28 protein-coding genes are annotated in these 26825 nt (G+C 64.1%); 23 read left to right on the top strand and 5 right to left on the bottom strand.

What is annotated here, in order from left to right:
* Positions 1 to 13 precede the first annotated feature (13 nt).
* From AC6H34_RS22665 to AC6H34_RS22625, 9 genes are all read left to right on the top strand, one after another.
* The gene (locus tag AC6H34_RS22665) at positions 14 to 1096 is read left to right on the top strand and encodes a 2'-deoxycytidine 5'-triphosphate deaminase (RefSeq protein WP_497540299.1); all 1083 of its coding nucleotides are present in this window, start codon (positions 14 to 16) and stop codon (positions 1094 to 1096) included.
* An 18-nt stretch (positions 1097 to 1114) separates the two neighbouring features.
* Positions 1115 to 1492: a hypothetical protein gene (locus AC6H34_RS22660; protein ID WP_497540298.1), complete on the top strand. Its 378-nt coding sequence runs from the start codon at positions 1115 to 1117 to the stop codon at positions 1490 to 1492.
* A gap of 127 nt (positions 1493 to 1619) precedes the next feature.
* Positions 1620 to 2354 carry a FadR/GntR family transcriptional regulator gene (locus AC6H34_RS22655; RefSeq protein ID WP_497540297.1) on the top strand — a complete coding sequence of 245 codons (735 nt, stop codon included), beginning with the start codon at positions 1620 to 1622 and terminating at the stop codon, positions 2352 to 2354.
* A 32-nt stretch (positions 2355 to 2386) separates the two neighbouring features.
* Positions 2387 to 3571, top strand: a complete 1185-nt coding sequence (locus AC6H34_RS22650) for an extracellular solute-binding protein (protein ID WP_497540296.1) — start codon at positions 2387 to 2389, stop codon at positions 3569 to 3571.
* 179 nt (positions 3572 to 3750) lie between these two features.
* Positions 3751 to 4812, top strand: a complete 1062-nt coding sequence (locus AC6H34_RS22645) for an ABC transporter ATP-binding protein (RefSeq protein WP_497540295.1) — start codon at positions 3751 to 3753, stop codon at positions 4810 to 4812.
* Positions 4809 to 5717 (top strand): ABC transporter permease, encoded by a 909-nt coding sequence (locus tag AC6H34_RS22640; protein WP_497540294.1) that lies wholly within the window; start codon positions 4809 to 4811, stop codon positions 5715 to 5717. The genes AC6H34_RS22645 and AC6H34_RS22640 overlap by 4 nt, the downstream gene beginning before the upstream one ends.
* 4 nt (positions 5718 to 5721) lie before the next feature.
* Positions 5722 to 6573 carry an ABC transporter permease gene (locus tag AC6H34_RS22635; protein ID WP_497540293.1) on the top strand — a complete coding sequence of 284 codons (852 nt, stop codon included), beginning with the start codon at positions 5722 to 5724 and terminating at the stop codon, positions 6571 to 6573.
* A gap of 188 nt (positions 6574 to 6761) precedes the next feature.
* Positions 6762 to 7103, top strand: coding sequence for an ArsR/SmtB family transcription factor (locus AC6H34_RS22630; protein ID WP_497540292.1), 342 nt, complete (start codon positions 6762 to 6764; stop codon positions 7101 to 7103).
* Positions 7090 to 7563 (top strand): SRPBCC family protein, encoded by a 474-nt coding sequence (locus tag AC6H34_RS22625; protein WP_497540291.1) that lies wholly within the window; start codon positions 7090 to 7092, stop codon positions 7561 to 7563. The genes AC6H34_RS22630 and AC6H34_RS22625 overlap by 14 nt, the downstream gene beginning before the upstream one ends.
* Positions 7564 to 7582: 19 nt before the next feature.
* Here the strand turns inward: AC6H34_RS22625 and tehA are convergent, their stop codons facing one another.
* Positions 7583 to 8563 carry a dicarboxylate transporter/tellurite-resistance protein TehA gene (gene tehA / locus AC6H34_RS22620; RefSeq protein WP_497540290.1) on the bottom strand — a complete coding sequence of 327 codons (981 nt, stop codon included), beginning with the start codon at positions 8561 to 8563 and terminating at the stop codon, positions 7583 to 7585.
* 109 nt (positions 8564 to 8672) lie between these two features.
* On the opposite strand from tehA, the gene AC6H34_RS22615 reads away from it, so the two are divergent.
* Positions 8673 to 9671: an AraC family transcriptional regulator gene (locus AC6H34_RS22615; RefSeq protein WP_497540289.1), complete on the top strand. Its 999-nt coding sequence runs from the start codon at positions 8673 to 8675 to the stop codon at positions 9669 to 9671.
* On the opposite strand, the gene AC6H34_RS22610 is transcribed toward AC6H34_RS22615, so the two are convergent.
* Together AC6H34_RS22610 and tpiA are read right to left on the bottom strand one after the other, a co-directional pair.
* A complete protein-coding gene (locus tag AC6H34_RS22610; RefSeq protein ID WP_448147207.1) occupies positions 9666 to 10133 on the bottom strand; it encodes a GNAT family N-acetyltransferase in 468 nt (155 codons plus the stop codon). The two genes, AC6H34_RS22615 and AC6H34_RS22610, sit on opposite strands and share 6 nt — an antisense overlap.
* Entirely contained in the window at positions 10133 to 10894 is a 762-nt protein-coding gene (gene tpiA / locus AC6H34_RS22605; protein ID WP_497540288.1) for a triose-phosphate isomerase, read from the bottom strand. The genes AC6H34_RS22610 and tpiA overlap by 1 nt, the downstream gene beginning before the upstream one ends.
* A 236-nt stretch (positions 10895 to 11130) precedes the next feature.
* Here tpiA and AC6H34_RS22600 point away from each other — a divergent pair, with 236 nt between their 5' ends.
* The 9 genes from AC6H34_RS22600 to lexA all read left to right on the top strand — a co-directional run bounded on the left by AC6H34_RS22600 (position 11131) and on the right by lexA (position 20258).
* Entirely contained in the window at positions 11131 to 13026 is a 1896-nt protein-coding gene (locus tag AC6H34_RS22600; protein ID WP_497540287.1) for a peptidylprolyl isomerase, read from the top strand.
* 9 nt (positions 13027 to 13035) lie between these two features.
* Entirely contained in the window at positions 13036 to 14547 is a 1512-nt protein-coding gene (gene trpE, locus AC6H34_RS22595; RefSeq protein ID WP_497540286.1) for an anthranilate synthase component I, read from the top strand.
* 120 nt (positions 14548 to 14667) lie between these two features.
* Positions 14668 to 15162, top strand: coding sequence for a hypothetical protein (locus AC6H34_RS22590; RefSeq protein WP_497540285.1), 495 nt, complete (start codon positions 14668 to 14670; stop codon positions 15160 to 15162).
* A gap of 132 nt (positions 15163 to 15294) precedes the next feature.
* Complete coding sequence (locus AC6H34_RS22585; RefSeq protein ID WP_497541260.1) at positions 15295 to 15909, top strand: anthranilate synthase component II; 615 nt, start codon at positions 15295 to 15297, stop codon at positions 15907 to 15909.
* Positions 15909 to 16919, top strand: coding sequence for an anthranilate phosphoribosyltransferase (trpD, locus tag AC6H34_RS22580; RefSeq protein WP_448147202.1), 1011 nt, complete (start codon positions 15909 to 15911; stop codon positions 16917 to 16919). The genes AC6H34_RS22585 and trpD overlap by 1 nt, the downstream gene beginning before the upstream one ends.
* Before the next feature lie 5 nt (positions 16920 to 16924).
* On the top strand, positions 16925 to 17728 hold the full coding sequence (gene trpC, locus AC6H34_RS22575) for an indole-3-glycerol phosphate synthase TrpC (RefSeq protein ID WP_497540284.1): 804 nt from the start codon (positions 16925 to 16927) through the stop codon (positions 17726 to 17728).
* Positions 17725 to 18213: a cyclic pyranopterin monophosphate synthase MoaC gene (gene moaC, locus AC6H34_RS22570; RefSeq protein ID WP_448147200.1), complete on the top strand. Its 489-nt coding sequence runs from the start codon at positions 17725 to 17727 to the stop codon at positions 18211 to 18213. The genes trpC and moaC overlap by 4 nt, the downstream gene beginning before the upstream one ends.
* Complete coding sequence (locus tag AC6H34_RS22565; RefSeq protein WP_497540283.1) at positions 18210 to 19430, top strand: molybdopterin molybdotransferase MoeA; 1221 nt, start codon at positions 18210 to 18212, stop codon at positions 19428 to 19430. Before moaC ends, AC6H34_RS22565 begins: the two co-directional genes overlap by 4 nt.
* Before the next feature lie 114 nt (positions 19431 to 19544).
* Positions 19545 to 20258 carry a transcriptional repressor LexA gene (gene lexA / locus AC6H34_RS22560; protein ID WP_448147198.1) on the top strand — a complete coding sequence of 238 codons (714 nt, stop codon included), beginning with the start codon at positions 19545 to 19547 and terminating at the stop codon, positions 20256 to 20258.
* Positions 20259 to 20288: 30 nt separating this feature from the next.
* Here the strand turns inward: lexA and AC6H34_RS22555 are convergent, their stop codons facing one another.
* Entirely contained in the window at positions 20289 to 20495 is a 207-nt protein-coding gene (locus AC6H34_RS22555) for a TOBE domain-containing protein (protein ID WP_448147197.1), read from the bottom strand.
* A gap of 28 nt (positions 20496 to 20523) precedes the next feature.
* Entirely contained in the window at positions 20524 to 22812 is a 2289-nt protein-coding gene (locus AC6H34_RS22550; RefSeq protein ID WP_497540282.1) for a ComEC/Rec2 family competence protein, read from the bottom strand.
* A gap of 137 nt (positions 22813 to 22949) precedes the next feature.
* On the opposite strand from AC6H34_RS22550, the gene gltX reads away from it, so the two are divergent.
* From gltX to AC6H34_RS22530, 4 genes are all read left to right on the top strand, one after another.
* A complete protein-coding gene (gene gltX / locus AC6H34_RS22545; RefSeq protein ID WP_497540281.1) occupies positions 22950 to 24380 on the top strand; it encodes a glutamate--tRNA ligase in 1431 nt (476 codons plus the stop codon).
* Between the two features lie 165 nt (positions 24381 to 24545).
* Positions 24546 to 25346 (top strand): transporter substrate-binding domain-containing protein, encoded by an 801-nt coding sequence (locus AC6H34_RS22540; RefSeq protein ID WP_497540280.1) that lies wholly within the window; start codon positions 24546 to 24548, stop codon positions 25344 to 25346.
* Between the two features lie 99 nt (positions 25347 to 25445).
* Positions 25446 to 26141 carry an ABC transporter permease gene (locus AC6H34_RS22535; protein WP_497540279.1) on the top strand — a complete coding sequence of 232 codons (696 nt, stop codon included), beginning with the start codon at positions 25446 to 25448 and terminating at the stop codon, positions 26139 to 26141.
* Positions 26138 to 26824 (top strand): ABC transporter permease, encoded by a 687-nt coding sequence (locus AC6H34_RS22530; protein ID WP_497540278.1) that lies wholly within the window; start codon positions 26138 to 26140, stop codon positions 26822 to 26824. Before AC6H34_RS22535 ends, AC6H34_RS22530 begins: the two co-directional genes overlap by 4 nt.
* The last annotated feature ends 1 nt before the right edge of the window (position 26825 follow it).

Genomic DNA, 26825 nt, shown 5'->3' with positions numbered 1-26825 from the left:
AGAAGCGAGACACATGCACTCCCAAGGCATCCTGCCCTCCCAGGCGATCACGGCCCTCATCGAAAAGGGCGCCATCCGCATCGGCCCACCGCCGGCATCGGACCAGGTCCAGCCAGCGAGCCTGGATCTGCGGCTTGGCACCAAGGCCTATCGCATGCGGGCGAGCTTCCTCCCGGGGCCGCGCTCGACGGTGGCCGAGCGCATCGCTGATCTCGCCTTGCATGAGATCGACCTCACCAACGGCGCCGTGCTTGAAACGGGCTGCGTCTATATCGTGCCGCTACTCGAAAGCCTCTCCATGCCAGAGGGGCTGCTCGCCTCGACTAATCCGAAAAGCTCCACTGGCCGGCTCGATGTCTTCACCCGCGTGATCACGGATCATGCCCGTGCTTTCGACCAGGTCGAGGCAGGCTATGACGGGCCGCTCTACGCGGAAATCGGCCCGCGCACCTTCCCGGTTCTGGTACGCACGGGCTCGCGACTGTCGCAAATCCGCTTCCGCCGGGGCGAGGCCCGCATCGATGATGGGGCCCTGCGGGAACTCCAGCGCCGCATGGGCCTGGTCTCCACACCCGATCCGGATGTCGCTGGCGGCGTGGCTGTGTCGGTGGATCTCACGGGCTTCGGGAATGGGATCGTTGGCTATCGCGCCAAGCGCCATACCGCCGTCATCGACGTCGACAAGCGCGCGGCCTGCGACCTGCTCGACTTCTGGGAGCCGATCCCCCACCGCGGCAAGAACGACATGATCCTGGATCCGGACGAGTTCTACATCCTGGCTTCGAAGGAAGCGGTGCATGTTCCGCCGGACTTTGCCGCCGAGATGGTGCCGTTCGACCCGCTCGTCGGCGAGTTCCGCGTACACTATGCCGGCTTCTTCGATCCAGGCTTCGGCTATTCGCCCGATGGCATGGAAGCGGCCCGCGCCGTCTTGGAAGTGCGCTCGCGCGAAGTGCCCTTCATCGTCGAGGACGGACAGATCGTTGGTCGCCTGATCTACGAGCGCATGCTGGAACGGCCCCAGATTCTCTATGGCGCGGGGCTGAATTCAAACTATCAGGGCCAGGCGCTGAAGCTGTCCAAGCATTTCCGCTGAACCATCGAGGAATCGAGAATGTCGAAGCCGGCCTACACCTTTTGCACGCTGCTTGTTCTCTTCGCGACGCCCGCCCTCGCACAACAGCAGGAATGCATGCCGGGCGTCAGCTGCCACCAGATGGCGGAAGCCTCGGTCTCCTTCGGCATCGTGCGTGACTGCCCCGGCAACTTCATGATCAAGTCGGAGCTGAAGCCGCGCTATGACGACATCGTCCGTGCATTGAAGAGCGTGCATGGCAAGAAGGGCGCCCCGCAACTCACCTCCAAGCGCCAGCCGGTCGCCCCCGGGCTCTGCGACAACGTCGCCCGCAAGGTCCTCAAGGGCCAGTCGAACATCGAGTTCCTCGCGGTAAAGCCCGACGCCGCCGGCCGGCTCATGCAGGGCGTGAACTGAGGCGATGACGCGACGAGTGCGCCGGAGAGGCAGTCTGCTCGTCGTGGTCAGGCCACCTAGCCACTTGATTGTTTGAAAGCCTCTGTTAGTCTCGCTCTCAATCAACAACAGTCGACATGGGCAGGAAATGCCGTTCCAGGCGGTGGCGTCACAGAGGCTGTTTCAGCAGGTGGCCGAGCAGATCGTCGGCCTCATCCGTTCGGGAGAATTGCCACCGGGGACGCGACTTCCGGCTGAACGGGACCTTTCCAAGAAACTCGGTGTCAGCCGCCCGGTAATCCGCGAGGCGATGATCGCGCTCGAGATCTCCGGCTTTGTCGAGGTCAAGACCGGGACGGGCAGCTACGTCGCCGCCGCCACGCCCCGTGCCCGTGAGATTTCCGATGCGGGCCCGAGCGCCTTCGAGTTGCTCGCCGCACGCCGCACCATCGAGGGAGAGATCGCCGCGGCCGCCGCCGTTTCCGCGAGTAGCGAGAACATCGCCGGCCTGGACGAGGCGCTCGCCTGGTATCGGCGAGAATATCTGAAGGGCGAGGACTCATTCGAGGCCGACCGCGCCTTTCACCTCGGCGTGGCGGAGGCCACGGGCAACTCGGTCTATGTCCGCATGGTCGAACTGCTTTGGGGCGACATGCGCGGGCAGATCTTCTCGCGTCTGGGCGAACTCACCAAGAATTCCAACAAGCTGCGCACCAACATGGCCGACCACGAGGCGATCCGAGACTGCATCGCGGTACGGGACGCAGAAGCGGCAAGGCAGGCCATGCAGAACCACATCGCCAATGTGGAAGCCTATTTCCTGATGGATGCCGCGGAAGACGGCCAGCCGGGACAGACGAAACGCATCACTCGCGGACGCTAGACCAAGACAAGCGAACAACCTGGGAGGGTTTCATGACTTCATCCTATACGCGCCGGCAGGCGCTCGGCATGGGCGCGGGCCTCGTCGCCCTAGGCGTCACAGGCGCCCGTGCACAGGCCCCGGCGCTGCCGACCTCGCCAGTCTCACTCAACATCGTCGACGTCGCCGGAAATCTCGCCCTGACCCAGAAGGCGATCCAGAACTACGCCAAGGCCAAGTCCAACCTCGTCTCCAAGATCAACTTCACCAAGGCCCCTGCCCCGGACCTGCCCGGCAAGCTCAAGGCACAGCAGGATGCCGGCAGCGTCGATATCGATCTGGTGCTGACGGGCACCGATGCTCTCTCCGCTGGCCTCGACCAGAAGATCTGGGTGCAGCTCCTGCCCGAGCTCGCCGGCTCGCTGCCCAAGCTCGACGATATCCTCTTGCCTGCGGCAGCCAGGATGCAGGGGCTTGCCGGAGGCGCGGGCGTCGTCGTTTCCTACTACCCATCGGGTCCGCTGCTCGAATATGCACCCGAGCGCGTCTCCAAGCCCCCGACCAGCGCCGAGGAGCTGCTGGCCTACACCAAGGCCAACAAGGATCGCTTCTTCTATGCCCGCCCCGCCAATTCAGGGCCTGGCCGCACCTTCCTTATGGGGCTGCCCTATATCCTCGGCGACAAGGATCCCAAGGATCCGGTCAAGGGCTGGGACAAGACCTGGGCCTATCTCAAGGAACTTGGAGAGAACATCGAGTATTATCCCACCGGCACCGCTGCCGTGATGAAGGAGTTCGGCGAGGGTTCGCGCGACATCATCGTCTCCACCACCGGCTGGGACATCAATCCCCGCGTGCTCGGCGTCGTCCCGGAGAACGCCGCCATCACCACGCTCAAGGGCTTCCATTGGGTGACGGACGCGCATTATGCCTGCATCCCGAAGGGCCTGGAACCGGAGAAAGTCGCCGTACTCCTTGACCTGATCAACTTCATGCTGACGCCCGAGCAGCAGGCCTACACTTACGACCAGGGCTATTTCTATCCCGGCCCCGCGGTGAAGAACGTGACGATCGACATGGCGCCGCAGGAAAGCCAGGACGCGATCAAGGAATTTGGCCGGCCGGAATACGACAAGCTGATCGCCGACAATCCGACCGAACTGCCGCTGGTCCCGGCCCAGATGGTCCAGGCATTCAACATCTGGGACAAGGAAGTCGGCGCCGCCAAGACGAAATAAGGACAGGGCCTCCGCCAGTCCGGCTCGGATGACGCAAGCGCGACGTGTCATCCCCTTTCCGAGGCACTCGACCTCGCAGGGGATGACGGTCCTTTGTCTCCGGGACTGCGCCCCGAATTGTTTCCACGAGTTCGTCTCTCAACCGCCGGTATCCCGGCGCTCCATCGACCGGTGGCCTCATGTCCCCACTGAACAACTTCAAGACCTTGAAGCTCGATCATGTCGGGCGGGATTTCGGCGCCATGAACGCGCTGAAAGACCTGACCTTCGAGGTCCGGCGCGGCGAGTTCATCGCCCTCCTCGGCCCGTCCGGCTGCGGCAAGTCGACGGCGTTGAACTGCATCGCCGGCCTCCTGCCCACAACCCGTGGCTCGATCTGGCTCGACGACAGGCGCATCGACACCCTCGGCCCGGAGGATCGCGGTTTCGGCATGGTCTTCCAGAACTACGCTCTCTTTCCGCATATGAGCGTCCGCGACAACGTCGGCTTCGGCCTGCGCATGCGCAGCGTGGCCAAGGACGAGGCAGCCAGGCGCATCGAGGCAGCCCTGGCGACCGTGCGCCTCACCAACCAGGCCCGGAAACTGCCGGGCCAATTGTCGGGTGGCCAGCAGCAGCGCGTCGCGATCGCACGCGCCATAGCCATCGAGCCGCCCTTGGTGTTGATGGACGAACCGCTGTCGAACCTCGACGCCAAGCTGCGCCTGGAAATGCGCCAGGAGATACGACGCATCCACGCCGGCCTCGGCTCGATCACGCTTTACGTCACCCACGACCAGGACGAAGCCCTCTCGCTGGCGGACCGCATCGTGGTCCTGCGCGACGGAGAGATTCGCCAGATCGGCACCCCCGAGGATCTCTATCAGCGTCCCGCCACCCTCGATGTGGCCGAGTTCATGGGCTTCCGGAACCGGCTCGCCGGCGAAATCGTCGGTGGCGCGGGAGATGCGATCTCGCTGAGCGTCGAGGGGGAACGGCTGCACGGTTCGGCACGCGAAAAACTCAGTGGCCGCACAGCCGTCGCAGCCATCCGCCCGGAGGATCTCCAGGCTGGGGAACACGGGTTTCCCGCCGTCGTCGACATCTGCGAATATCGCGGCCATGCCTTCTTCGGTGCAGCCAGGGGGCCCGGGGGCCGCGAGGTGTTCTTCCGGTCTGCCACCCGCGTGAACCCTGGCGAGCAGGTGCGCCTGGCCGCGGATCCTGCCCGCGTGCTCGTGTTCAACGAGGTTGCGGCATGAGCCTGCCGAGCACCCACATATCAGATGCCGCGAAGCCGGACATCGGCTTCAAGGCCCGGCTCGCGGCCCGCGGTATCGACGGCGTCACGCTGCTGGTCCTGCCCGCAGCCGTCTTTCTGCTGGCCCTCTTCATCTACCCCTTCTTCTACGGCCTCTGGCTTTCCTTCCGACCCAAGGATGGCTCGGTCTTCGGGAACTACATCACCTTCTTCAGCGATCCCGCCTTCTACGGCACCATCTCGACCACGCTGTGGATCGCCGTGCCGGTCACGCTGTTCAACCTCCTCGCCGCCATACCGGTGGCATTCCGGGTGAGGCTGATGCGCCATCAGCGCCTGCTAACCACCATACTGGTGCTTCCGATCACCCTCGGCACCGTGCTGGTGGCCGAGGGCCTGCTTACCTATCTGGGACCGCAGGGCTGGTTCAACCGTGTGCTGGTCACCCTCGGCTTCGGCCAGGCCCGCCTCATCCACAACTATTGGGGCGTCTTCCTCTCCCTCGTCATCACGGGCTTTCCGTTCACCTTCCTGCTGACGCTTTCCTATGTCACCGGCATCGATCCTGCCCTGGAGAATGCTGCCTCCACCCTTGGGGCAAAGCCGGCAGCGCGGTTCCGGCACATCTTCCTGCCTCTGCTGGTTCCCGGCCTTGCAGTGACCTTCTGCCTGAGCTTCGTGCAGGCCTTCTCGGTGTACCCTTCGGCGGTGATGCTCGGCGCTCCCGCCGGGCCGACACGCGTCATCACCATTCCCGCCTATCAGGCTGCCACCGAGCTCTACGACTATTCCATGGCCTCGGCCATCGCGATGATCATGGGAGCGATCCTGCTCATCGTGATCGCAATCGTGCTCGGTCTGCGATCCCTGGCCTATCGCGGCCCGGCCGGCGGTGGAAAGGGGTAAGGCCATGCAAGCTTCCCGCCCTCTTTCCGAACGCCTTTGGGCGACCGCGGTCTGGGCACTCACAATCTTCTTCGTGATCAACCTGCTCGCGGTCATCGCCGCCGTGGTGGTGAGTTCGTTCGCCACGCGCTGGCTCGGCACATGGCTGCCGGCGGGCTGGACCACGCGCTGGTACTCCTCCGCCTGGGAGGAATTCCAGCTTGGCGGCCTTACCGGCGTGCTTGCCGTCACCTTCGAAGTCGTCTTCGGCGTCGTCCTTCTTTCCGCCGTCCTCGGAATTCCCGCCGCCTATGCCCTTGCCCGGCGCGACTTCCCGGGGAAGAAGCTGGTGACGCTCCTCTTCCTGCTGCCTCTGCTCGTGCCGCCGGTGACCTACGGCATTCCGCTGACCACGGTGCTCTACAAGGTCGGGCTCGGCAGCACTCTCGCGGGCGTCGTCATCGCCAACCTGGTGCCTGCCCTGCCTTTCGTCATCCTGGTGATGATCCCCTTCATCGAGCAGATCGATCCGAGGCTCGAGGCGGCGGCTCGGGTCTTCGGCGCACGGACGGGCTCGATCTTCCGGCACGTGCTGATCCCGCTGCTCCTGCCGGGGGCGCTGGCAGCCCTGTTGCTGGTGATGGTACGCACCATAGCCATGTTCGAGCTGACCTTCCTGATTGCAGGGTCGGACAGCCAGACCCTCGTCGTCTCGCTCTATGCCGCCGTCACGGCCTCCGGCGTGCGGGCGCCGCAATCGATCGATGCCATGGCTGTCATCTACATGCTCAGCACATTGGTATGGCTGGTCGTCGCACTGCGCTTCGTCAACCCGACCCAGATGGTCACGCGTGTGAAGAAGGAGCCGGCCCACTAGAGCAAAGCGCGTGTAGGTAGAAACGCCGCTTTTTTCTAACTCTTTGTTTTTGACGCATCTTTGCGTTCTGCTGATTCCGTCAAAACACAAAACGTTCCAGGGCCGGCCCAAAATGCCCTCCCAAGAAAATACTGAGCCAAACGGCTCACAGTCTTGACAAGAAGCACCGACTGCGATCACTTAGCCATATGGCTCACCTTGATCGTGTTTTTCATTCCCTGTCGGACGGCACCCGCCGTGCTGTCATCGCGCAGCTTGCCAACGGCCCCGCCAGCGTCGGCGACCTCGCGCAGCGGCATCACATGGCACTCACCAGCTTCATGAAGCACATACGCGTGCTTGAGGTGAGCGAACTCGTGACATCCCGAAAGACGGGGCGCGTGCGCATGTGCCAGTTGCGACCTGAAGCACTCGCGGCGGCGCAAAGCTGGATCGAGCAGGAACGTCGTGTTTGGGAGGCCCGGCTGGATCGGCTGGATGCCTTCGTCGAAACTCTGGCTGCAAAGGAAGATGCAAATGGACTTGAATGACAAGCTCGACCTCCTTCTCGAGCGCACGGTGAAGGCAAGCCCCGCGCAGCTCTGGCGCGCGTGGACCGAGCCGGACCTGCTGAAGCAATGGTTCGCGCCCCGGCCATACGGCGTGGCCAAGGCCGAGATCGAACTCGTTCCCCGTGGCACGTTCAATATCGTCATGCATTCGCCTGCCGGAGAAGCGTTTCCGGAGAAGCCGGGATGTGTCCTCATCGTTGAGCCGGAACGCCGCCTCGTCTGGACCGATGGCCTCGGGCCGCTGTTCCGGCCGAACGCCGAGTCCTTCATGACGGCGGAGATCAGCATGGAGCCGGTGGCCGACGGTACACGCTATCGCGCCCTCGTGCGGCACAAGAGCCCTGAGGATCGGGTGAAGCACGAGGACATGGGCTTCTTCCAGGGGTGGGGAACCTGCCTCACCCAACTGGAAGAGCTTGCCGTCCGGCTGCCCACATGAATCCTGCGACGACAGATATTCACCCCTTCGTTGCCGCGGGCTGCGTGGGAGCCGGAAGCAGCCGGCCCCGGGCAAGGAGGTAGAGGCTGCCCAAGGCGAGAATGCCGATCGCGACATTGGCGATGGCGAACAGTACCGGCGCCAGTACGAGCATGGGCTGGCTGCCGCCTTCGGCCGCGAGACGTATGACGGCCGTCGGCAGGGCGGCAACACCGAAGCTGAAGCCCCAATAGGCGGCCGAGAAGGGCTGCACCAGTATCCACGGCAGCAGACGGAGCAGGATCAGTCCCTGAAGGACGGCATAGCCCACCATCGCCATGACGAAGACGTCACTATGGCCTCCAGTGACATTGAGGTAGGCGACGGCGCCCACGGCGGGCGGTGCGAGCTGTATTCCCAGCGTCGGCCGCAGGCGTTCCGCCAGTGCGGGCGCATGCAACAGGCGATTGAGGAGCACGGATTCGAGGGCAAGCCAGGAAAACACGCCGCCGCCGAACGCGAGCTGGCCCCAGTCGGGCCAGCCCAGGGCGGAGAGCGTGGAAGCCGTGACGAAACTGCCCGCGACCGTGGGCAGATAGAGGACCGCGGTGGCCGTCGTCAGGTCACGACCGCCGCGCCAGAGCCCTCCCGAGCGATAGACTGCAAAGGCGATCGCACCGGCCATGCCCAACATCGCCAGGACGATGGAAGCAACGCGCGAATAAGGAAGAAATGCCTGGGCCGCCAGCATCGTGGTCACAGGCGCGAGGCCGATGAAGCAGCACTGGATGGCATCGGCGAACTCGACTTTTGCTTCGCTCCGGGCGAACAGCCACTTGCCGGCGAACAGCAGGATCAGCAGCAACCAGACCAGCACGCCGGCGGCGAGGATAAGCTCGGATATGAATGTGGCTAGAGGCCATAGACGTTCGGCGCCCCGCCACAGGAGACCAAGCGCAAGAATGCCGAGCGCGATACCGAAGAAGGCGGCGGGCGGAAAGCGAAAGCCGGCACGTGCCATGGTTCTCTCCTTGATTGTGCCGGCGAGGATAGAAGATTATGCCAGGCTGGTACTCGCCTTGCGGCGCAAATGCCTAGCCACGCGGATCAGGGTTTGATCGGAAGCAGGGATGGACGGGAAGATCGACGCGCTTACAGGCCTTGCTCCCCTCCTTCGGGTACGCCCGCAGCTGCAGCAGCTCTGCAGGTTCGGCGCCCAGTGGACCTCCCGGCACGATCACGAGGAAAGAGGCTGGGCCCCCTTCCACGTCGTCAGCCACGGCGCTTGCCTGCTCGATGTCGGTGAAGAAAAGGGAATCCTGCTGAAGGCAGGCGACGTGGCCATCCTTCCCCATGGCGACCCGCATACCGTGCGGTCTCCCTGCATCGCCACTGGGAGCGAAAAGCCGCTCCAGACCGTTCAGCGCCGCCATGACAATCTGCTGCTGAAGAAGAACGTCGACGGACCGCCCGACACCAAGCTGATCTGCGGGCGCCTTCGCTTCGAACAGGCCCATGACAACATGGTGCTGATGGCGCTCCCCGCCGTCATCCTGCTGCGAGCGAGCGGCGGAACCGATGCCCGGCGCCTGCGAACCATCGTCGACATGATCCAGGCCGAGCTCGACGAGGACAGGCTGGGCGCCTACGCGCTCGCAGCGGATCTCGCCAGCGCGCTCATGGTCATCGTGCTACGCGCCCATTTCGAGAGCCAGCCCAACAGCCGGGGGATACTTGCCGTACTCGAAAACCGACATACGGCCCGGGTACTCGCAGCCATTCTGGCAGAGCCCGCCCGGCTCTGGACGCTCGACGGCCTCGCCGCACTCGCCATCACCTCGCGGGCGACGTTGGTGCGCCTGTTCCAGAAAACCGCGGGAATGGCACCCCTCGCCTTCCTGGCCGAGTTACGCCTTACCATCGCCCGGCAGCGCCTCCTGGCGGGACCGGCCCCCCTCGGCTTGATCGCGGAAGAGGTCGGCTACCAGTCGGAGACAGCCTTCAGCCGTGCCTACCGCAGACGCTACGGCATCGCGCCGGCTGCCGACCGCAAGAGCGAATCGGTGCAGGAGAGCGCTAACGGCCGGAGCGCGCCCGTGCAGGGCAGCGCCGACGAAGCGCGTTTATAGCGGCTTGACCATGCGCATCGTCTCGATGGAAAAGCCGCTTTTCTCGTAGAAGCGCAGCGCCCGGCCATTGCTGGCGAAGACGTCGAGCGACAGGGCAGCATAGCCCATGCGCCTCGCCCAAGCCTCCGCGCCCTCCACCAGCAGCCCTGCGACGCCCTGCCCCTCGGCAGTCTCCGTGACAGCCAGCAGGGCAACATAGCCGATGCTTCTGCCTGTGATGCCGTCCGGACCGGGCAAGGCATGCAGGAAGCCGAGCCTTTCTCCGTTCTCATCCTCGGCGATGAGCGTGAGCGAATCAGGCGAAGGATCCCTGAGGTTGGCAGACGAATAGGCATCCTGGAAAGCGGCGATGGCGGAGGCCTCATGCAGCGGCGTCTCGATCACGCGTGCCAGGCGGGCGCCAAGCCCAAGCATGAAGCCGAGATCCTCCGCGCCCCGCGCCTCCCGGATGCCTGTCGTCATCAGCGATAGGCTGCCGCAATACCGAGGAAGTCCGCCGCCTTCAGCGAAGCGCCGCCGACCAGTGCGCCGTCGACATTGTCGACCCCCATCAGTTCCACGCAGTTGGCCGGCTTCACCGAACCGCCATACAGGATGCGGACATTGTGCCCCTCGTCTCCCAGCCGTTCGACGAGACCGGCGCGGATGAAATCATGCACTTGCTTCACATCCGCCGCTGTCGGCGTGAGCCCGGTCCCGATGGCCCAGACCGGCTCATAGGCGATCACGGCGTTTGCCCCGGTGGCTCCCGCCGGCAGAGATCCAGCGAGCTGCGTCCCGACGACGTCGAGAGTCTTGCCCGATTCACGCTCGTTCCGGGTCTCGCCGATGCAAACGATGGCCACCAGATGAGCGCGCAGGGCAGCCTCGGCCTTCGCCTTCACCTGGGCATCGGTTTCGGCGTGATCCGTACGGCGCTCGGAATGGCCGACGATGACATAGCTCGCACCCGCGTCCTTGAGCATTTCGGCTGAGATGTCGCCCGTATGCGCCCCCGAGGCTTCGGCGTGGCAATCCTGTGCGCCGATCTTGATATGCTGCCCGGCTGCTTCGGCCGAGAAGCGAGAAACCAGCGTGAAGGGCGGACAGACGAGGACTTCCGCGCTGCCGGCCTCTCCGGCGGCGACGCCGGTGGCGATGGCATCCAACTCGTTCACGCCCTTGATGAGACCGTTCATCTTCCAGTTGCCCGCAACGAGGGGGCGCGGCCGGGTTGCTGTCATGCTCTCTGTTCCTTCCTGTCGAATGGCAGGGCGGTGATTATCAACCTGCAGATCTATGAGCAAGGCACCGCACCTGTCGAGATGAATGGTTGGGACGGCCCGCGCACGCAAAGAGCGCTGTGCAGAGGTTACAAGAAACACATCCGCGCGCCATTGCGACGCCCCGCCCTCATCCCTATGATGCGCCGCTTTTCGGGAGGCCTCGGTCGCCCCCGCCTGATGGAACCAAGATACCTATGCTGAGCTCATTCCGCCACGTTATGACCAAGGGACCAGCCAAGTACGTCACGGCTGTAATCATGTTTCTCTTGATCGGCAGCTTCGGCTTGTGGGGTGTCGAGGGCTGGCTGCAGGGCACCACATCCACGGATGTCGCGACCGTAGGGGGCACACCCATCTCCTCCAACGCTTTCAGCGAAGCCTATCGTCGCAGGACCACGATGATCACCCAGGCGACCGGCCAGGCCGTGACGCCGGATCTCGCGCGCACGCTGCAGATCGACAAGCAGGTTCTGAACTCGCTGATCGCCGAAACCGCTCTCGATCTCCAGGCGAAGAAGCTGGGCCTCGGCCTCGACCAGGCCTCCATGGTGCAGGCCGTGATGAACGACCCGAGCTTCCAGGTCAGCCAGCCGGGCAAGCCGCCTGCCTTCGATCCCAATGCGTTCCGGCGGCTCCTGCAGGACAACGGCCTGAACGAGGACATGTTCTTTGCCCGCCAGCACGAGTTCTACATCCGCAACCAGGTCAACCAGGCGTTCGCGGAAGGCGGCCCCGTCTCCCAGACGATGCTTCAGGCGGGAGCCCGCTTCAATCAGGAGAAGCGCAACGTTTCCTACTTCGTGCTGCCGCAGAGTGCGGTCGGGGATGTCGGCCAGCCCGAGGCCGCTGCGCTGCAGAGCTATTACGACGAACATAAGGGCCAGTTCCGCACCAAGGAACTGCGCAGCCTCACCTATCTCCTGGTGACGCCTGCGCAGATCGATGCGATGGCGACAGTGACCGATGCCGATGTGCAGGCCAGGATCGACAGCGAAAAGGACAAGGCAGCGGCTCTGGAACAGCGGACGGTCGAGCAGATCGCCTTCCCCTCGCTCGACGAGGCCAAGGCGGCAGCAGCCCGCATCGCTTCCGGCCAGGTCACCTTCGAGGGCCTGGTAGCGGAACGCAAGCTGACACCGGACGACACCAGCCTCGGCACGCTTTCGAGGTCGCAGCTCACCGATCCGAAAATCGCCGAGGCGACCTTCGGCCTTGCCGAAGGCGCCACCTCCGGCGCGGTGCAGGGCACGCTTACCAACGTCATCCTGAAGGTCACCAAGATCGTCCCGGCCACGGACGTCATTCGAGCCCAGTTGCAGCAGCAGCGGGCCCAGGAATCCTTGAAGAACCTGCGAGACACGGTCGAGGACGAACGTATGGGCGGAACCCCGCTCAAGGATATCGCCGCCAAGCTCAAGCTGCAGGTCGCTAGCGTGGGCCCCTTCGATGCGCAGGGTCTCGATGCAGCCGGCAAGCAGGTCGATTTCCCGTTGTCGGCTCAGGTGCTGCCTGCCCTGTTCAAGACGGAACAGGGCTCTGATCCCGAATCCATCGACGGTCGCGAACAAGGCCTGATGTGGTTCTCGCTCGACAGTGTCGTCCCCTCGCGCGAGCGTACGCTCGATGAAGCCAAGGCTGACGTCGTTGCCGCGTGGGCGGCCGACGAGAAGGCCAACAGGCTGCGGGAAAAGGCTGACGACGTGGTCAAGCAGTTGAACGGCGGGAAATCCCTGGACGAGGTCGCCAAGAGCCTGACCGTGCAGGTCATGCCGGCCTGGGACCTCACCCGGAGCGGCCAGAACGCGCCGATTCCCGCCGCTGCCGTGAATGCCGTGTTCGCCACGCCGCTGAAGGGCTTTGGATCATCCATCTCCGCCAACGGCACCGACCGCATCATCTTCCATGTCGAGGACAATGTGGTTCCGGAACTCGACTTCAAGGCTGCCGACACCATCGCCAACGGCAAGCAGCTCTCCGCGGCCATCGGCCAGGACATGATGGCCGAATATGTCACCAAGGTCCGGGATCAGCTCGGCGTCACCATCAACCAGACCAATGTCGACCGCACCGTCGGCACCGGCAGCTTCTGAGCCCATCCCATGCTTCTTGAACCGTCCTTCGAAGCCTTCTCGGCGGACTATGCCGCGGGCAAGGCTCAGATCGTCACGCTGACGCTGGTCGGCGATCTCGAGACGCCCGTCTCCGCCTTCATGAAACTGGCCGGCGACAGGCCCAATGCCTTTCTCCTCGAATCGGTGGAAGGCGGCGCCACGCGCGGGCGCTATTCGATGATCGGTCTGGAGCCGGATCTGATCTGGCGTTGCCAGAACGGCAAGGCGTCGATCAACCGGCAGGTCTCGGCCAACGTCTTCGAACCTCTCGACGGCCACCCTCTGCAGACCTTGCGCGATCTCATCGCTGAAAGCCGGATCGAGCTGCCGGAAGGCGCGCCGCCGATGGCCGCCGGCCTGTTCGGCTATCTCGGCTACGACATGGTGAGGCTGGTGGAGGAACTGCCGGCGCAGAAGCCCGATCCTATCGGGATTCCCGATGCTATCCTCCTGCGCCCGACCGTGATGGTGGTGTTCGACGCCGTGCGCGACGCCATCACCGCCGTGACGCCCGTACGGCCGCAGGCGGGGGTAAGCGCCAGGCAGGCCTATCTTCGCGCGGAGGAAAGGCTGATGGCGATCGTCGACGGCCTCGACAGGCCGACGCCGAAGCTTGCAGAGACAATCGACCTCGATGCCCTTCACGCAATCCAGGTCTCCAACACCAGCGAGGCCGACTATCTGGCCATGGTGACGCGCGCCAAGGAGTACATCAAGGCCGGCGACATCTTCCAGGTCGTGCTGTCGCAGCGCTTCTCCGCACCGTTCCAGCTCCCGCCTTTCTCGCTCTATCGCGCCCTTCGCCGCATCAACCCTGCTCCCTTCCTGGTCTATCTCCAGCTCGACGGCTTCTCCGTGGTCTGCTCGAGCCCGGAAATCCTGGTACGTCTGCGCGATGGCAAGGTGACGGTCCGACCCATTGCGGGCACCCGGCCTCGCGGCAGGACCAAGGCGGAAGACGATGCCTTCGCAGGTTCGCTGCTCGACGATCCCAAGGAACTGGCAGAACATCTCATGCTGCTCGACCTTGGGCGCAACGATGTTGGCCATGTCGCGGCGGTGGGCACGGTGAACGTCACCGACCGCTTCTTCATCGAACGCTACAGCCATGTGATGCATATCGTTTCGAACGTCGAGGGCGACATCGGCCCGGACCACGACGCCCTAGACGCGCTTGCCGCGGGCTTTCCGGCCGGTACCGTCTCGGGAGCTCCCAAGGTTCGCGCCATGCAGATCATCGACGAACTCGAGAAGGACAAGCGTGGTCTCTACGCCGGAGCCATCGGCTATTTCGGTGCCGACGGCCAGATGGATACCTGCATCGTTCTGCGCACGGCCCTGGTGAAGGACGGCACCATGTATGTCCAGGCCGGTGCCGGCATCGTGTATGACAGCGTGCCGGCCAGCGAGCAGGCCGAGTGCATAAACAAGGCCAAGGCTCTCTTCCGTGCCGCCGAGGAAGCGGTGCGCTTCGCCGGACAGCCGGGACGCGGACAGTAATCGTGGGAGCGCGGACATCCGCGTCCGCCTCCTGGAAATCCAGGTCGCTTTTGCAGTTTGATGCAGGCACGATGACGGCACTCGTCCCTCCCCGTCCATTCGCTTTGCAGGCCGCCTGCCATGCATAGATGGCCGGGCTCCACGCGCTCGGCGTTGCTCACCATCGCCGCGGCCTATGTCGTGCTGCTGGCCGACTTCTATTTCTGGGGCTTGCCGGACGAGCAGCAGATTGCCGTGCTGCTACTCGGTATCTTCATTCCGGCCCTTGGCGCTGCCTACGGCATCTTCTTCTTCCACTGGCTGTTCGAGAGCGAGCGGGCGGCGGCCTACCCGGACTACAGCTTCGGCATCTGGCTGATCTCATCCCTCGTCTCGATCGTCTACATGGGCATCTTCGCCGGCTTTGCCGTGCTGATCCCCTATACGATCATGCAGTTTCCTTCCGTCTTCCCTGTGGCGGCCCGAGCCTTTGCTGCCCACATGATGGGAGCGGCCGATTATTTCACGCCCTTCCTGTGGCGGAGCATCGGGATGTTCGTGGTCCTGGAAGTGTTCGCCTGCGCCTATGGCAAGAAGGAAGGGATGCGGCATTACACGCCCTCGCAGATGAGCTGAACGTCGGCTGCGCGCAATTCAATCGCTCCCGCCTGCCGGGGGTGACGCCGTAGCGCTTGACCCCGTGGCCTCGCGCGCATAGTCGTGGAAGCTTCAAAGGAGGCTAGTGCCGTGACGACGACAGACCGTTCCATGACCGTGACGCTGATCGACAATTATGACAGCTTCACCTGGAACCTCTGGCATTATCTCGGCCAGCTGGGTTGCAAGGTCACCGTCCATCGCAACGACAAGATCACCGCGGACGAGGTCATCGCCGGCAATCCCGACGCGATCGTGCTCTCCCCGGGCCCCTGCACGCCCACGGAAGCCGGCATCTGCTGCGAGCTGATACAGAAAGCCCAGGACAGGATCCCGCTCTTCGGGGTCTGTCTGGGCCACCAGGCCATCGGCCAGGTCTTTGGCGGCGACATCGTCCGCCTCGCCATTCCCATGCATGGCAAGATCTCTTCCATCGAGCACGGCGGGCGCGGCGTGTTCCGCGGCATCAACGGCCCTTTCATGGGCACGCGCTATCATTCGCTCGTCGTCAAGCGCGATACGCTGCCGGTCGACCTGGAGATCACCGCCGAGACGGATGATGGCGTGATCATGGGCGTACAGCACAAGAGCGCACCGCTGCATGGCGTGCAGTTCCACCCGGAATCGATCATGTCCGACCATGGCCACCGCATTCTCCAGAATTTTCTGGATATCGCCGCGGCCTGGAACGTTCAACACCGCAACCTGCAGCCCGAGCACGCGTGATGGACGGCTTCAAACCCTATATCGGCAAGGCGGCTTCCGGCGCCTTGTCTCGGCAGGAGGCTGCCGAAGCATTCGATCTCCTGCTCTCGGGACAGGCAACGCCCTCGCAGATCGGCGGTTTCCTGATGGCCCTGCGCGTGCGCGGTGAAACGCCGGACGAGATCGCCGGCGCCGTCACCGCGATGCGATCCAAGATGCTGCCGGTGACCGCGCCGGCTGATGCAATCGACATCGTCGGCACCGGAGGCGATGCCTCCGGCTCCTACAACGTATCGACGGCCGCTTCGCTGATCGTCGCGGGCGCGGGCGTCAAGGTAGCCAAGCACGGCAATCGCGCGCTCTCCTCCAAGTCCGGCGCCGCAGATGTGCTGATGGCGCTTGGCGTCAACATCGAACTGAAACCGGATGCGATCACGCGCTGCATCGAGCTCGCCGGCGTCGGCTTCATGTTCGCTCCAGCTCATCACGGGGCCATGCGCCATGTCGGACCCACCCGCGTTGAACTTGGCACCCGTACGGTGTTCAACCTGCTCGGGCCGCTGTCCAATCCCGCCGGCGTCAAGCGGCAGTTGCTCGGCGTCTATGCCCGGAACTGGCTGCAGCCGATGGTGGAAGTGCTGAAGACGCTCGGCTCGACGCGCATCATCGCCGTTCACGGCAGCGACGGGCTTGACGAAATCACCACTACGGGACCGACTGAAATCGTCTCCCTCGAGAACGGCGAAATCAGCCACGGCGTCATCACGCCGGAAGAAATCGGCCTGAAGGTGGCGCGCCCCGAAGATCTCAAGGGCGGCGACGCGGCTCACAACGCACTCGCTTTGCGAGCAGTGCTGGAGGGCGAGAAGACGCCTTATCGGGATATCGCCGTCCTGAACGCGGCCGCCGCGCTTCTCGTCTCAGGCAAGGTCAAGAGCCTCTCCGAAGGTGCTGCCCTCGCTCTTGAATCCGTAGACAAAGGCAAAGCCCTCGAAACTCTCAACCGCCTGGTTGAAGTCTCCCATATGTGAGTGCCATGGCGACCATTCTGCAAAAGATCGAGGCCTACAAGCGTCGTGAGATCGAAGCGGCCAAAGCTGCGATACCCCTCGCCGAGTTGATCAGGCAGGCCGAGCGGGCCGGCTCGGTGCGCGGCTTCCAACGGACGCTCGAAGCCAAGCTTGCAGCCGGCCAGACGGGCCTGATCGCCGAGATCAAGAAGGCAAGCCCCTCCAAGGGATTGATCCGCGAGGATTTCGATCCCCCGGCTCTCGCCCGCGCCTACGAGGCAGGCGGTGCCGCCTGCCTTTCAGTGCTGACGGACGAGCCCTCTTTCCAGGGCAAGCCGGAATTCCTAACCGCCGCGCGGGCCGCCGTGGCCCTACCGGCCCTGCGGAAGGATTTCCTCTACGATCCCTACCAAGTCGTCGAGGCCCGAGCCTGGGGCGCGGACTGCATATTGGTGATCATGGCGAGCGTCACCGATCAGGAGGCCCGGGCCCTCATCGCAGCCGCCAGGGACTGGTCACTCGACGTGCTCTGCGAGATTCACAATCTCGAAGAGCTGGAGCGGGCTCTGCCCCTCGATGTCGGCATGATCGGCATCAACAATCGCGACCTCAACGATTTCGTCACCCGCCTGGAGACCACCGAGACCCTGGCCCCCCTTGTGCCGGCCGATCGGCTCCTGGTCGGCGAGAGCGGCATCTTCTCGCCTGCCGACATCGCAAGGCTGCAGGCCGCCAGCGTCAATACGTTTCTCGTCGGCGAGAGCCTCATGCGCCAGGCCGACGTTACCGCCGCCACGCGTGCGCTCCTGGCCCTGGATACGCCGGCATGAGTTCAGGCCTCACCCATCTCGATGCGTCGGGCGAAGCCAATATGGTCGACGTCTCGCAGAAGGATGTGACGAGCCGGGTCGCCGTTGCCGAAGGTCGCGTCGTGATGCAGCCCGCCACGCTCGACCTCGTGCTCTCCGGCGATGCCAAGAAGGGCGATGTGCGTGCTACCGCCCGCATCGCCGGCATCATGGCGGCAAAGAAAACGCATGAACTGATCCCGCTCTGCCACCCGCTGCTGCTCAGCAAGATTGCCGTGGAGATCGAGCCGGACGTGGCCCTGCCCGGCCTCTTGGTGCGGGCCACCGCCAAGGTCTCGGGGCAGACCGGTGTCGAAATGGAAGCGCTCACCGCCGTTTCCGTCGCATGCCTCACGATCTACGACATGGTGAAGGCCGTCGATCGCGGCATGCGAATCGAGGCTATTCGGCTGATTGAAAAGTCCGGAGGCAAATCCGGCGATTGGCACGCGGAGGACACCCCATGAGCCTGCTACCGGTTGCCGATGCCCTCGCAAAGGTCGTCGCGGATGTCGCGGCGTTGCCGAGCGAGGAAGTTCCCATCCAGGCGGCGAGAGGCAGGGTCCTGTCCTCCACCATCACTGCTCTGCGCACCCAGCCCGGCTTCAACGCCTCAGCCATGGACGGCTATGCCGTGCGGGCCGGGGATGCCCTCGATGGCGCGGCGCTCGATCTCATCGGCGAATCCGCCGCGGGCCACGGCTACGCCGGCCATGTCGGCGAGGGACAGGCCGTCCGCATCTTCACCGGCGCACCGGTTCCGGATGGAGCGGACGCGGTGGTGATCCAGGAGAATACCCGGCGGGATGGCAATCGCGTGATCATCGAGAGCGCCGTGAAGCCAGGCGCCAATATTCGCAGCCGCGGTCTCGATTTCTCCGAGGGTACCGAAGCCCTGCTGCCCGGCAGCCTGATCGGCCCTCGCGACGTCGCGCTCGCCGCGGCCATGAACCACCCGAGGCTGCCTGTGCGTCGCCGGCCGAAGGTCGCCATTCTGGCCACGGGCGACGAACTCGTTCTGCCGGGGCAGGCCGTAGGCCAAGACCAGATCGTCGCCTCCAACACCTTCGCCATCGCCGCGCTGGTCGAGACGGAGGGCGGCGAGGTGCTCGACCTTGGCATCGCCAGCGACGATTTTCCGGCCCTGGAGGCGGCGATCAAGCGTGCCCGCGCTGAAAAGGCCGATATCCTCGTGACCATCGGCGGCGCCTCGGTGGGCGATCACGACCTGATCCAGACCGCCCTCACGCGGGAGGGGATGACGCTGGGTTTCTGGAAGATCGCCATGCGCCCTGGCAAGCCCTTGCTGCACGGACGGCTCGGCGCCATGAACATCCTGGGCCTGCCAGGCAATCCCGTCTCCTCCGTCGTATGCAGCGTTCTCTTCCTCGTGCCCCTGTTGCGCACCCTGCTTGGCCGCACGGATGCGAATCTCGCCCGCAGGAAAGCCGTCTTCGCCTCCTCCTGGCCTGCCAATGATCTGCGCGAGGACTATATCCGCGCCAGGTTCGCCCTTGACGATACCTCCGGCATCATCAAGGTAGCGCCGTTATCGTCGCAGGATTCGTCGCTGGTCAGCGTGCTGCAGCATGCAGATTGTCTCGTCGTCCGGCCGCCGTTTGCTCCCGAAGCAAAGCCTGGCGATGCGTGCGAGATCATCGATTTGCGTAGCGCCGGATATTGACGGCGCTTTTTAACGTGAACTTCATTGTTGCAGAACACAGTGTGAACATGTAGCAGTGTTCTTGCTTTGTTTACTCACAGATCGTGATTCGCAGCCGCCATAACGGGATCGCCCATGCTGACCAAGAAACAACACGAATTGCTTCGGTTCATTCATGAGCGCCTGAAGGAGCAGGGTGTTCCTCCTTCCTTCGACGAGATGAAGGAAGCGCTGGATCTGCGGTCCAAATCAGGCATACACCGCCTGATCATGGCGTTGGAGGAGCGCGGCTTCATCCGGCGGCTGCCCAACCGGGCACGCGCGCTCGAGGTGGTTCGCCTGCCTGAATCGGCGGTCCCCGGCCTCACGCTGGCGACGTCGCAGCGCGGTTTCCGCCCCAACGTCATCGAAGGAAACCTCGGCAAGGTGCGCACGGTGCGCCAGGACGCGGACGACGATGCGGGACGCCCGGTCCTCATCCCGGTGATGGGCCGGATCGCAGCGGGTACGCCAGTTTCCGCCATCCAGACCAAGAGCCATACCATCAGCGTGATGCCGGAAATGCTGTCCTCCGGCGAGCATTTCGCCCTGGAAGTGCGCGGCGATTCCATGATCGAGGCCGGCATCTTCGACAATGATACGGTGCTGATCCGCCGCCAGGACCACGCCGATACCGGCGACATCGTCGTGGCCCTGATCGACGACGAGGAAGCGACTCTCAAGCGCTTGCGCAAGCGGGGCGCCTCCGTCGCCCTGGAAGCCGCAAACCCGGCCTATGAAACCCGCATCTTCGGGCCGGACCGGGTGCGCATCCAGGGCAAGCTTGTCGGCCTGTTCCGGCGCTATTGAGGACGCCGGCTTCAGGCCTGCTGTCGGCGATCAGTCGACCGCCACCATGACGTCGGATGCCTTGATGACGGCATAGGCACTCTGGCCTGGGGTGAGCTTGAGGTCGTCTACCGCCTCGTTGGTGATCGAGGCGGTAATGATCGTTCCACCGACCTCGATCTGGACATGCGAGGTGGTCTGCCCCTTGGTCACGCTCTTGATGATACCCTTGATCTGATTACGCGCGCTGATCTTCATGAGTTATCCTTCGGGAGAATCCGACGCTTCAATCATCGTCATTCTGGACGGTTGTGTCCATTGACGAATCCGGAGCGGTCGCCGGGGGAGCGGCGATGACGGCGGCCTTCGCCTTCCAGGCCGGTAATGGCGCCCAAGGCCGCGACGCCCCGGGGTCCCGAGCAGTCACCACCCGCCAGCGGGCCGCCTGCCCCTCACGCGCGGGTGGGTCGGCGTAGATCGCCATCGATCCTGCCGCCTGAATCATGTCGCGATTGAGCACGATACCCTCGCCCGCACAGCTCGTCCCGATGGCGAAGGTTCCGGCCAGCACACTGACGTGACCGCAATCCTCTTCGGCCGCGTTGACGGTGCGGTCGAGCATGAAGACATCGCCGCCCTCGATCGGCGCCGAGCAACCCTCCTTGTCGCACTGGCGTTGCTCGACCAGACCGGGATCGTCCGGCTTGCGTCGGTCACCCATCGCCAGGAGCCATTGCTGGACGGCAAAAGCGTCCGAACGCTCGGCGAGCGACGTGAGGGAGTCGCCCTTTCGGACGAGCGCCGCGTGGCCGTTGGCACCGAGGATCGCAACCGGTGTGGAAGCCACGGCCGCAACGGCAACGCCGAAGGAAAGCGGCATGAGCGCGAACACGGCAAGACGGCTGCGCATGATGGTGAGGAGCACCAGCGCGAGCGAAAACAGGCAGAGGGCGAGTGACGAGAACTGCGGCAGGACGAGGTCGGAGCCTGGCCACGTCGCGACATGACGCGCCACCTGCATGAAGAGTCCGACGGACCACCCCATCGCCTGCCAGAAGAGCGCACCATAGCCGAACGGCTCGGCAATCACCGCCAGCAGGGCCAGAGGCATCATCAGGAAGGAAACGATCGGGGTTGCCACAAGGTTGGAGACCAGCGACTGCAGCGTCAGGCGGTGAAAGTGATAGGCTGAGAAAGGCGCTGTGGCGAGGGAGGCGACCAGCGTGGTCAACATCATCGCCAGCAGGAGGGTGAGGCCCGAAGCAATGGCACGCTCCCACATAGTGGCGAATTGCGTGCGCCGCTGCCGGTTCCAGACATCATGGGCCGTCACGAGCATGGCGACCGCAGCAAAAGACATCTGGAAACTCGGGCCAAGCAACTGCTCGGGCGTCGTCAGCAGGATGAAGCTTGCCGCAAGTGCCACGTTCCGGCGGGTGATGGCGCTGCGCCCCAGCGCCACGGCGAGCAGCACGATGGCCGTCATCAGGAAGGAGCGCACGGTCGCCACCTCGGCCCCGGAGAAAAGCGTATAGGCGGCCGCCGGCAGCAGCGACAGCAGCGCCGCGAGTTCCTTGGCTCCCCGATAGAGCACGATACGGCGTGACAGAGCCAGCAATGCGCGGATCAGCGCGAAGAGACCGCCGGCGAAAAGCGCCATGTGCAGGCCGGAGATGGAGACGACGTGATAGAGACCCGAGGCGCGCAACGCGTCGTTGGCGTCGCCTGGAATCTGGCCGCGCTTGCCCGTCACCTGCGAGGCTGCGATTGCGCCGTTCTCACCTGGTACTGCCTCTACGATGCGTCGGGTCAGCCGGTTGCGCTGGTTGTCGATCCAGATATTGAAGGCTTCGGCACGGGTTGGCTCGACGGGTGCCGCCGCAGGCGCGATCTTGCCTGCCGCGAAACCCACCGCACCGATGCCGTCGAAGAAGGCGTCGCGGGCGAAGTCGTAGCCGCCGGGCAACGCAGGCGGCGGCGGAGGGCGCATCACCGCCTTGATCGTGATGCTGTCGCCGGCTTCGAGATCGCCAACCTTGCGCAAGGTGAGACGGATCTTGCCCGGCATGGCGTCGGCAGCCAGGCCCTCCATCGACGCCGGGCGGATGATGACGCGCGCACTCCCGCCGAGCCGGGCCTCCAGGGACAGCACCAGCCCGGTCACATTGCCGGACAGGGATCGGCTGAGTTGCGGTGCTGCAACGCCAAGCGTGCGCAGCTTGGCGGAGCAGAAGCCGGCTCCGGTCGCCGCGACGCAGACAAGGCCCACATGGAGCCACCAGCGTCGCCGCAAGGCCACGGCGGCGGCCGCGAGAGCAAGCGTCGAGATGAGGGGAACCAGGAGGTCCGGCTCATCCGGCGCCGCAAAATAGGCGATCACACCAAGCCCCAGGAACACCGGAACCACGAGGGCCAGCTCGAAGGCGGCGATCTCCGTGGCCATGCCCGCGGCCAGCCACGCCTTCACGATGTCGAGGGCGCGGCCGATGCGGCCGGCTCCCGGCAGGACGAGGCTCCCAGTGCCCCGGCCGCCAAGGACACCGACCCTTACACGCCCTCTTTCATTCCCAGGCAAAAGCCCCCCGCCGCTACCGCCGGATGAAACCCTGTGCTAAACGCCCTAGCCTATTTATATAAACGCCGCTCGCCAAGGGCCTGTCCCCAGCGAGCATTTCATCCGTTCGCCCGCCCGCTTTGGAATTGTCAGCCTCGATGTCTTCGCCCGTCGTCACCCGTTTCGCCCCCTCGCCCACCGGCTTCCTCCATATCGGCGGCGGTCGCACGGCCCTGTTCAACTGGCTCTACGCCAAGGCCAAGGGCGGCAAGATGCTCTTGCGCATCGAGGACACCGACCGCGAACGCTCCACCGATGCCGCGATCGCCGCCATCCTGGATGGCCTGTCGTGGCTCGGTCTCGATTGGGACGGCGATCCCATCTTCCAGTTTGCCCGTGCCGCCCGACATCGCGAGGTGGCGGAAGCCATGCTCGCCCAGGGCAAGGCCTATTACTGCTATGCGACCCAGCAGGAGCTGGAGGAGATGCGCGAATTGGCCCGCAAGGAAGGCCGTCCGCCGCGCTATGATGGCCGCTGGCGCGATCGCGAACCGGCGACCGCCCCCAGGGACGTCAAGCCGGTGATCCGCCTTCGTGCCCCTACCGAGGGCGTGACCGTCATCAATGACGACGTGCAGGGCACGGTAACCTGGTCGAACAAGGACCTGGACGATCTGGTGTTGCTGCGCTCAGACGGGACGCCGACCTACATGCTCGCCGTGGTGGTGGACGACCACGACATGGGCGTCACCCATATCATCCGCGGCGATGACCACCTCACCAACGCCGCTCGCCAGAAGCAGATCTACGAGGCTATGGGTTGGGAAGTGCCCCACATGGCTCATATTCCCCTGATCCACGGCCCGGACGGAGCCAAGCTTTCCAAGCGCCACGGCGCGCTCGGCGTCGATGCCTATCGCGCCATGGGCTATCTTCCGGCAGCCATGCGCAACTATCTCGTGCGCCTGTCGTGGAGCCACGGCGACCAGGAGGTCTTCTCCACGCAGGAGATGATCGAGTATTTCGACACGACGGCCATCGGCAAATCGGCAGCCCGCTTCGACTTCAAGAAGCTGGAGAATCTCAACGGCCTCTATATGCGCAGTTCTTCGGACGAGGAGTTGATGCAGGCCGTCGACCAGCTGTTGCCGCACATTCCGGACGGCCCCACGCTCGCGGCCCAACTCGCCGCCGGAAGCGGCGAGAAGCGCTCCCAGTTCCTGGCCGCCATGCCCGGCCTGAAGGAACGGGCGAAGACCCTGATCGAACTCCTGGATGGAGCGAATTTCCTCTTCGTCTCCCGCCCGCTCCCGCTGGACGACAAGGCCAAGGCCATGCTGAGCGACGAGGCCCGCGCCACCGTCGCCATGCTCGTACCCCGTTTCGAAGCCCTCAGCGAATGGAGCGCAGCGGCAACGGAAGCAGTCGTCCGGGCAGCCGCCGAGGAGACCGGAGCCAAGCTCGGTACCCTCGCTCAACCCCTGCGCGCCGCCCTCACCGGCCGTACGACCTCGCCGCCGGTCTTCGACGTCCTAGCGGTATTGGGCCGCGACGAGAGCCTTGCCCGGCTCAAGGACCAGGCCGGCTGACGATTGGCTGGTCTCCCCCTCTGGGAGGATTTACCCTTGGGAAGACTGCGGTTGTGATGGCGGCAAGGTGGCGATGAACGAATCACCTGTCATCATCACAATCCAGCAGGTCTTCTGACAGGTCGTTCGCGCGCATCCGCGCGGGCGCATGAGGGGAATAATCGAATGACCAGACTGCTTGCCGCGTTGGTGGCGGCCCTAGCATTGCTTTGTGGTGCCACTTTCGGCACCGCCCGGGCGGACACCTGGCGCGTTGGAACGGAATGCACTTCCTATCCTTTCAACTTCAAGGCCGCCGACGGCACCTATTCGGGCTATGACGTCGATGTTGCGCGCGAAATCGGCAAGCGGCTCGGCCATGATGTCGAAATCGTGTGCCAGCAGTGGGACGGCATGATCCCCGCTCTTCTGGCCAACAAGTTCGACCTGATCGCCGCATCCATGGGCATCACGGAAGAACGCCAGAAGAAGATCGACTTCTCCATACCCTATCGCACCTCGGTCGGCCGCTTCGTCGCCGCCAAGGAGGCGGACCTGAAGTTGTTCAATGCCGACGACAGCATCAATGTCGATGGCTTCAAGGGCATCCGCATCGGGCTTCAGCGCTCCACCACCTACGATACCTGGATTCAAGCCAAGGTACCGAGCGCCGAGGTGATGCGGTATGACAGCGTCGATGCCCTCTTCCTCGACCTCAAGGCCGGGCGTGTCGACGCCATTATGACCAACCCGATGAAAGCCTACGACGCCTTTCTGAAGAAGGATGATGGTGCTGGCTATGCCTTCGTCGGCCCGGAGATCGGCGACAAGGCGCTGTTCGGACCGGGTTGCGGCATTGGCCTGCGCAAAGGCAGCGACGACCTTCGCAAGCAGATCGACACCGCTCTTGCAGCGATGACCAAGGACGGCACGCTGGACGCCATCAGCAAGAAGTACTTCCCCTTCGCCATCTATCCGACGAACTGACTTCGCGCGGCACTTCATGCCGGTCACCGACCAGTCCCCGGCTACCGTCCCTCGAAGGCGGCCGGGGCTCCGCAAATTCCACCAGGCAATACGCAGCCAATGCTTGAGATCATCACCGACTGGGGTTGGCAGTTCGTTCAAGGCACCTTCGTCATCGTCGCGGTTTTCCTGGTTTCGCTCGTATTGACCGTCATATTCGGGCTCGTCGGCGCAGCAGCAAAACTGTCGGGGCGGCCCTGGAGGGTAAAACTAGCGAACGCCTATACGGTGCTGTTCCGCGGCACGCCGGAATTCCTGATCCTGCTGCTGGTCTATTTCGGATCCGCCTCGAGCCTGACCTGGATAGCCCAGGCCTTCGACCCCGGGATCAAATTCGTCGACATCTCGCCCTTCTGGACGGGCTCGTTCGTCATCAGCCTTATCGTGGGAGCGGCTGCCACCGAGACTTTTCGCGGCGCGTTCCTGGGGGTCGGCATCGGTCAGATGGAGGCGGCCTACGTGCTCGGCCTTAGCCGATGGCAGGCTTTCGCACTCGTTCGCTTCCCCCAGATGTGGCGCCTCGCCCTGCCGAGCCTTGGCAATCACCTGACTTCATTGGTGAAGGATACCTCGCTGATATCGTTGATCGGCCTGCAGGAGATCATGTTCACCGCGGAAATGGCGTCCTCGGTAACCTCCAGGCCTTTCGAGATCTACCTTCTGGTGTCCCTGATCTACCTCGCCTTTACCACCCTCGTGGGCGTCACGATGGGCTGGCTCGAAAAGCGGGCGAACAGCCATCTTGCGAGGGGATGATGGGTATCGATTTTCAGCTGATCCTCGACAGCCTGGGACCTCTCCTCCTCGGCCTGGAGATCACGCTCGAACTCCTTTTCGGTGCGATCGTCATCGGCTTCGCCTGCGGCCTGGCCATGGCGCTCCTGCGCCTGATGCCGATCCTGAAGTGGCCGGCCGCCGCCTACATATATTTCTTCAGGGGAACGCCCCTGCTGGTGCAAATCTTCATGATCTACTACGGCATGCCGCAACTCGGCTTCGTGCGCCACGGCGTGCTCTGGCCGATCCTGCGAGAACCGCAATGGTGCATGCTGCTCGCCCTGGTGCTCAATACGACGGCCTATACCGCCGAGATCCTGCGGGGCGGCTTCCTCGGCGTGTCCAAGGGCCTGAGGGAGGCCGGGCTGGCCCTTGGCCTGACGCGGCCGCAGGTATTCATCAAGATCACCTTCCCACTCGCCTTGCGCCTGGCGCTGCCTGCGTACGGCAATGAAATGGTGAGCCTGCTCAAATCCACGGCTCTCGCCAGCACGATTACGCTGCTAGACGTTACCGGCGTGGCGCGCACGATCGTTGCACGCAGTTTCGCGCCCTACGAGATCTTCATTTCGGCGGCGGTGATCTATCTCGCTCTGACAGGTGTGATACAGAGGGCCGTGGGCGTGATCGAGACGCGCCTCAATCGATATCTGAAAAGGTGAT

The sequence above is a fragment of the Labrys sp. ALF-8 genome, from assembly GCF_059699065.1.
Note: the sequence above shows the minus strand (reverse complement) of the source record. Positions and strands in the feature narration are given on the sequence as shown.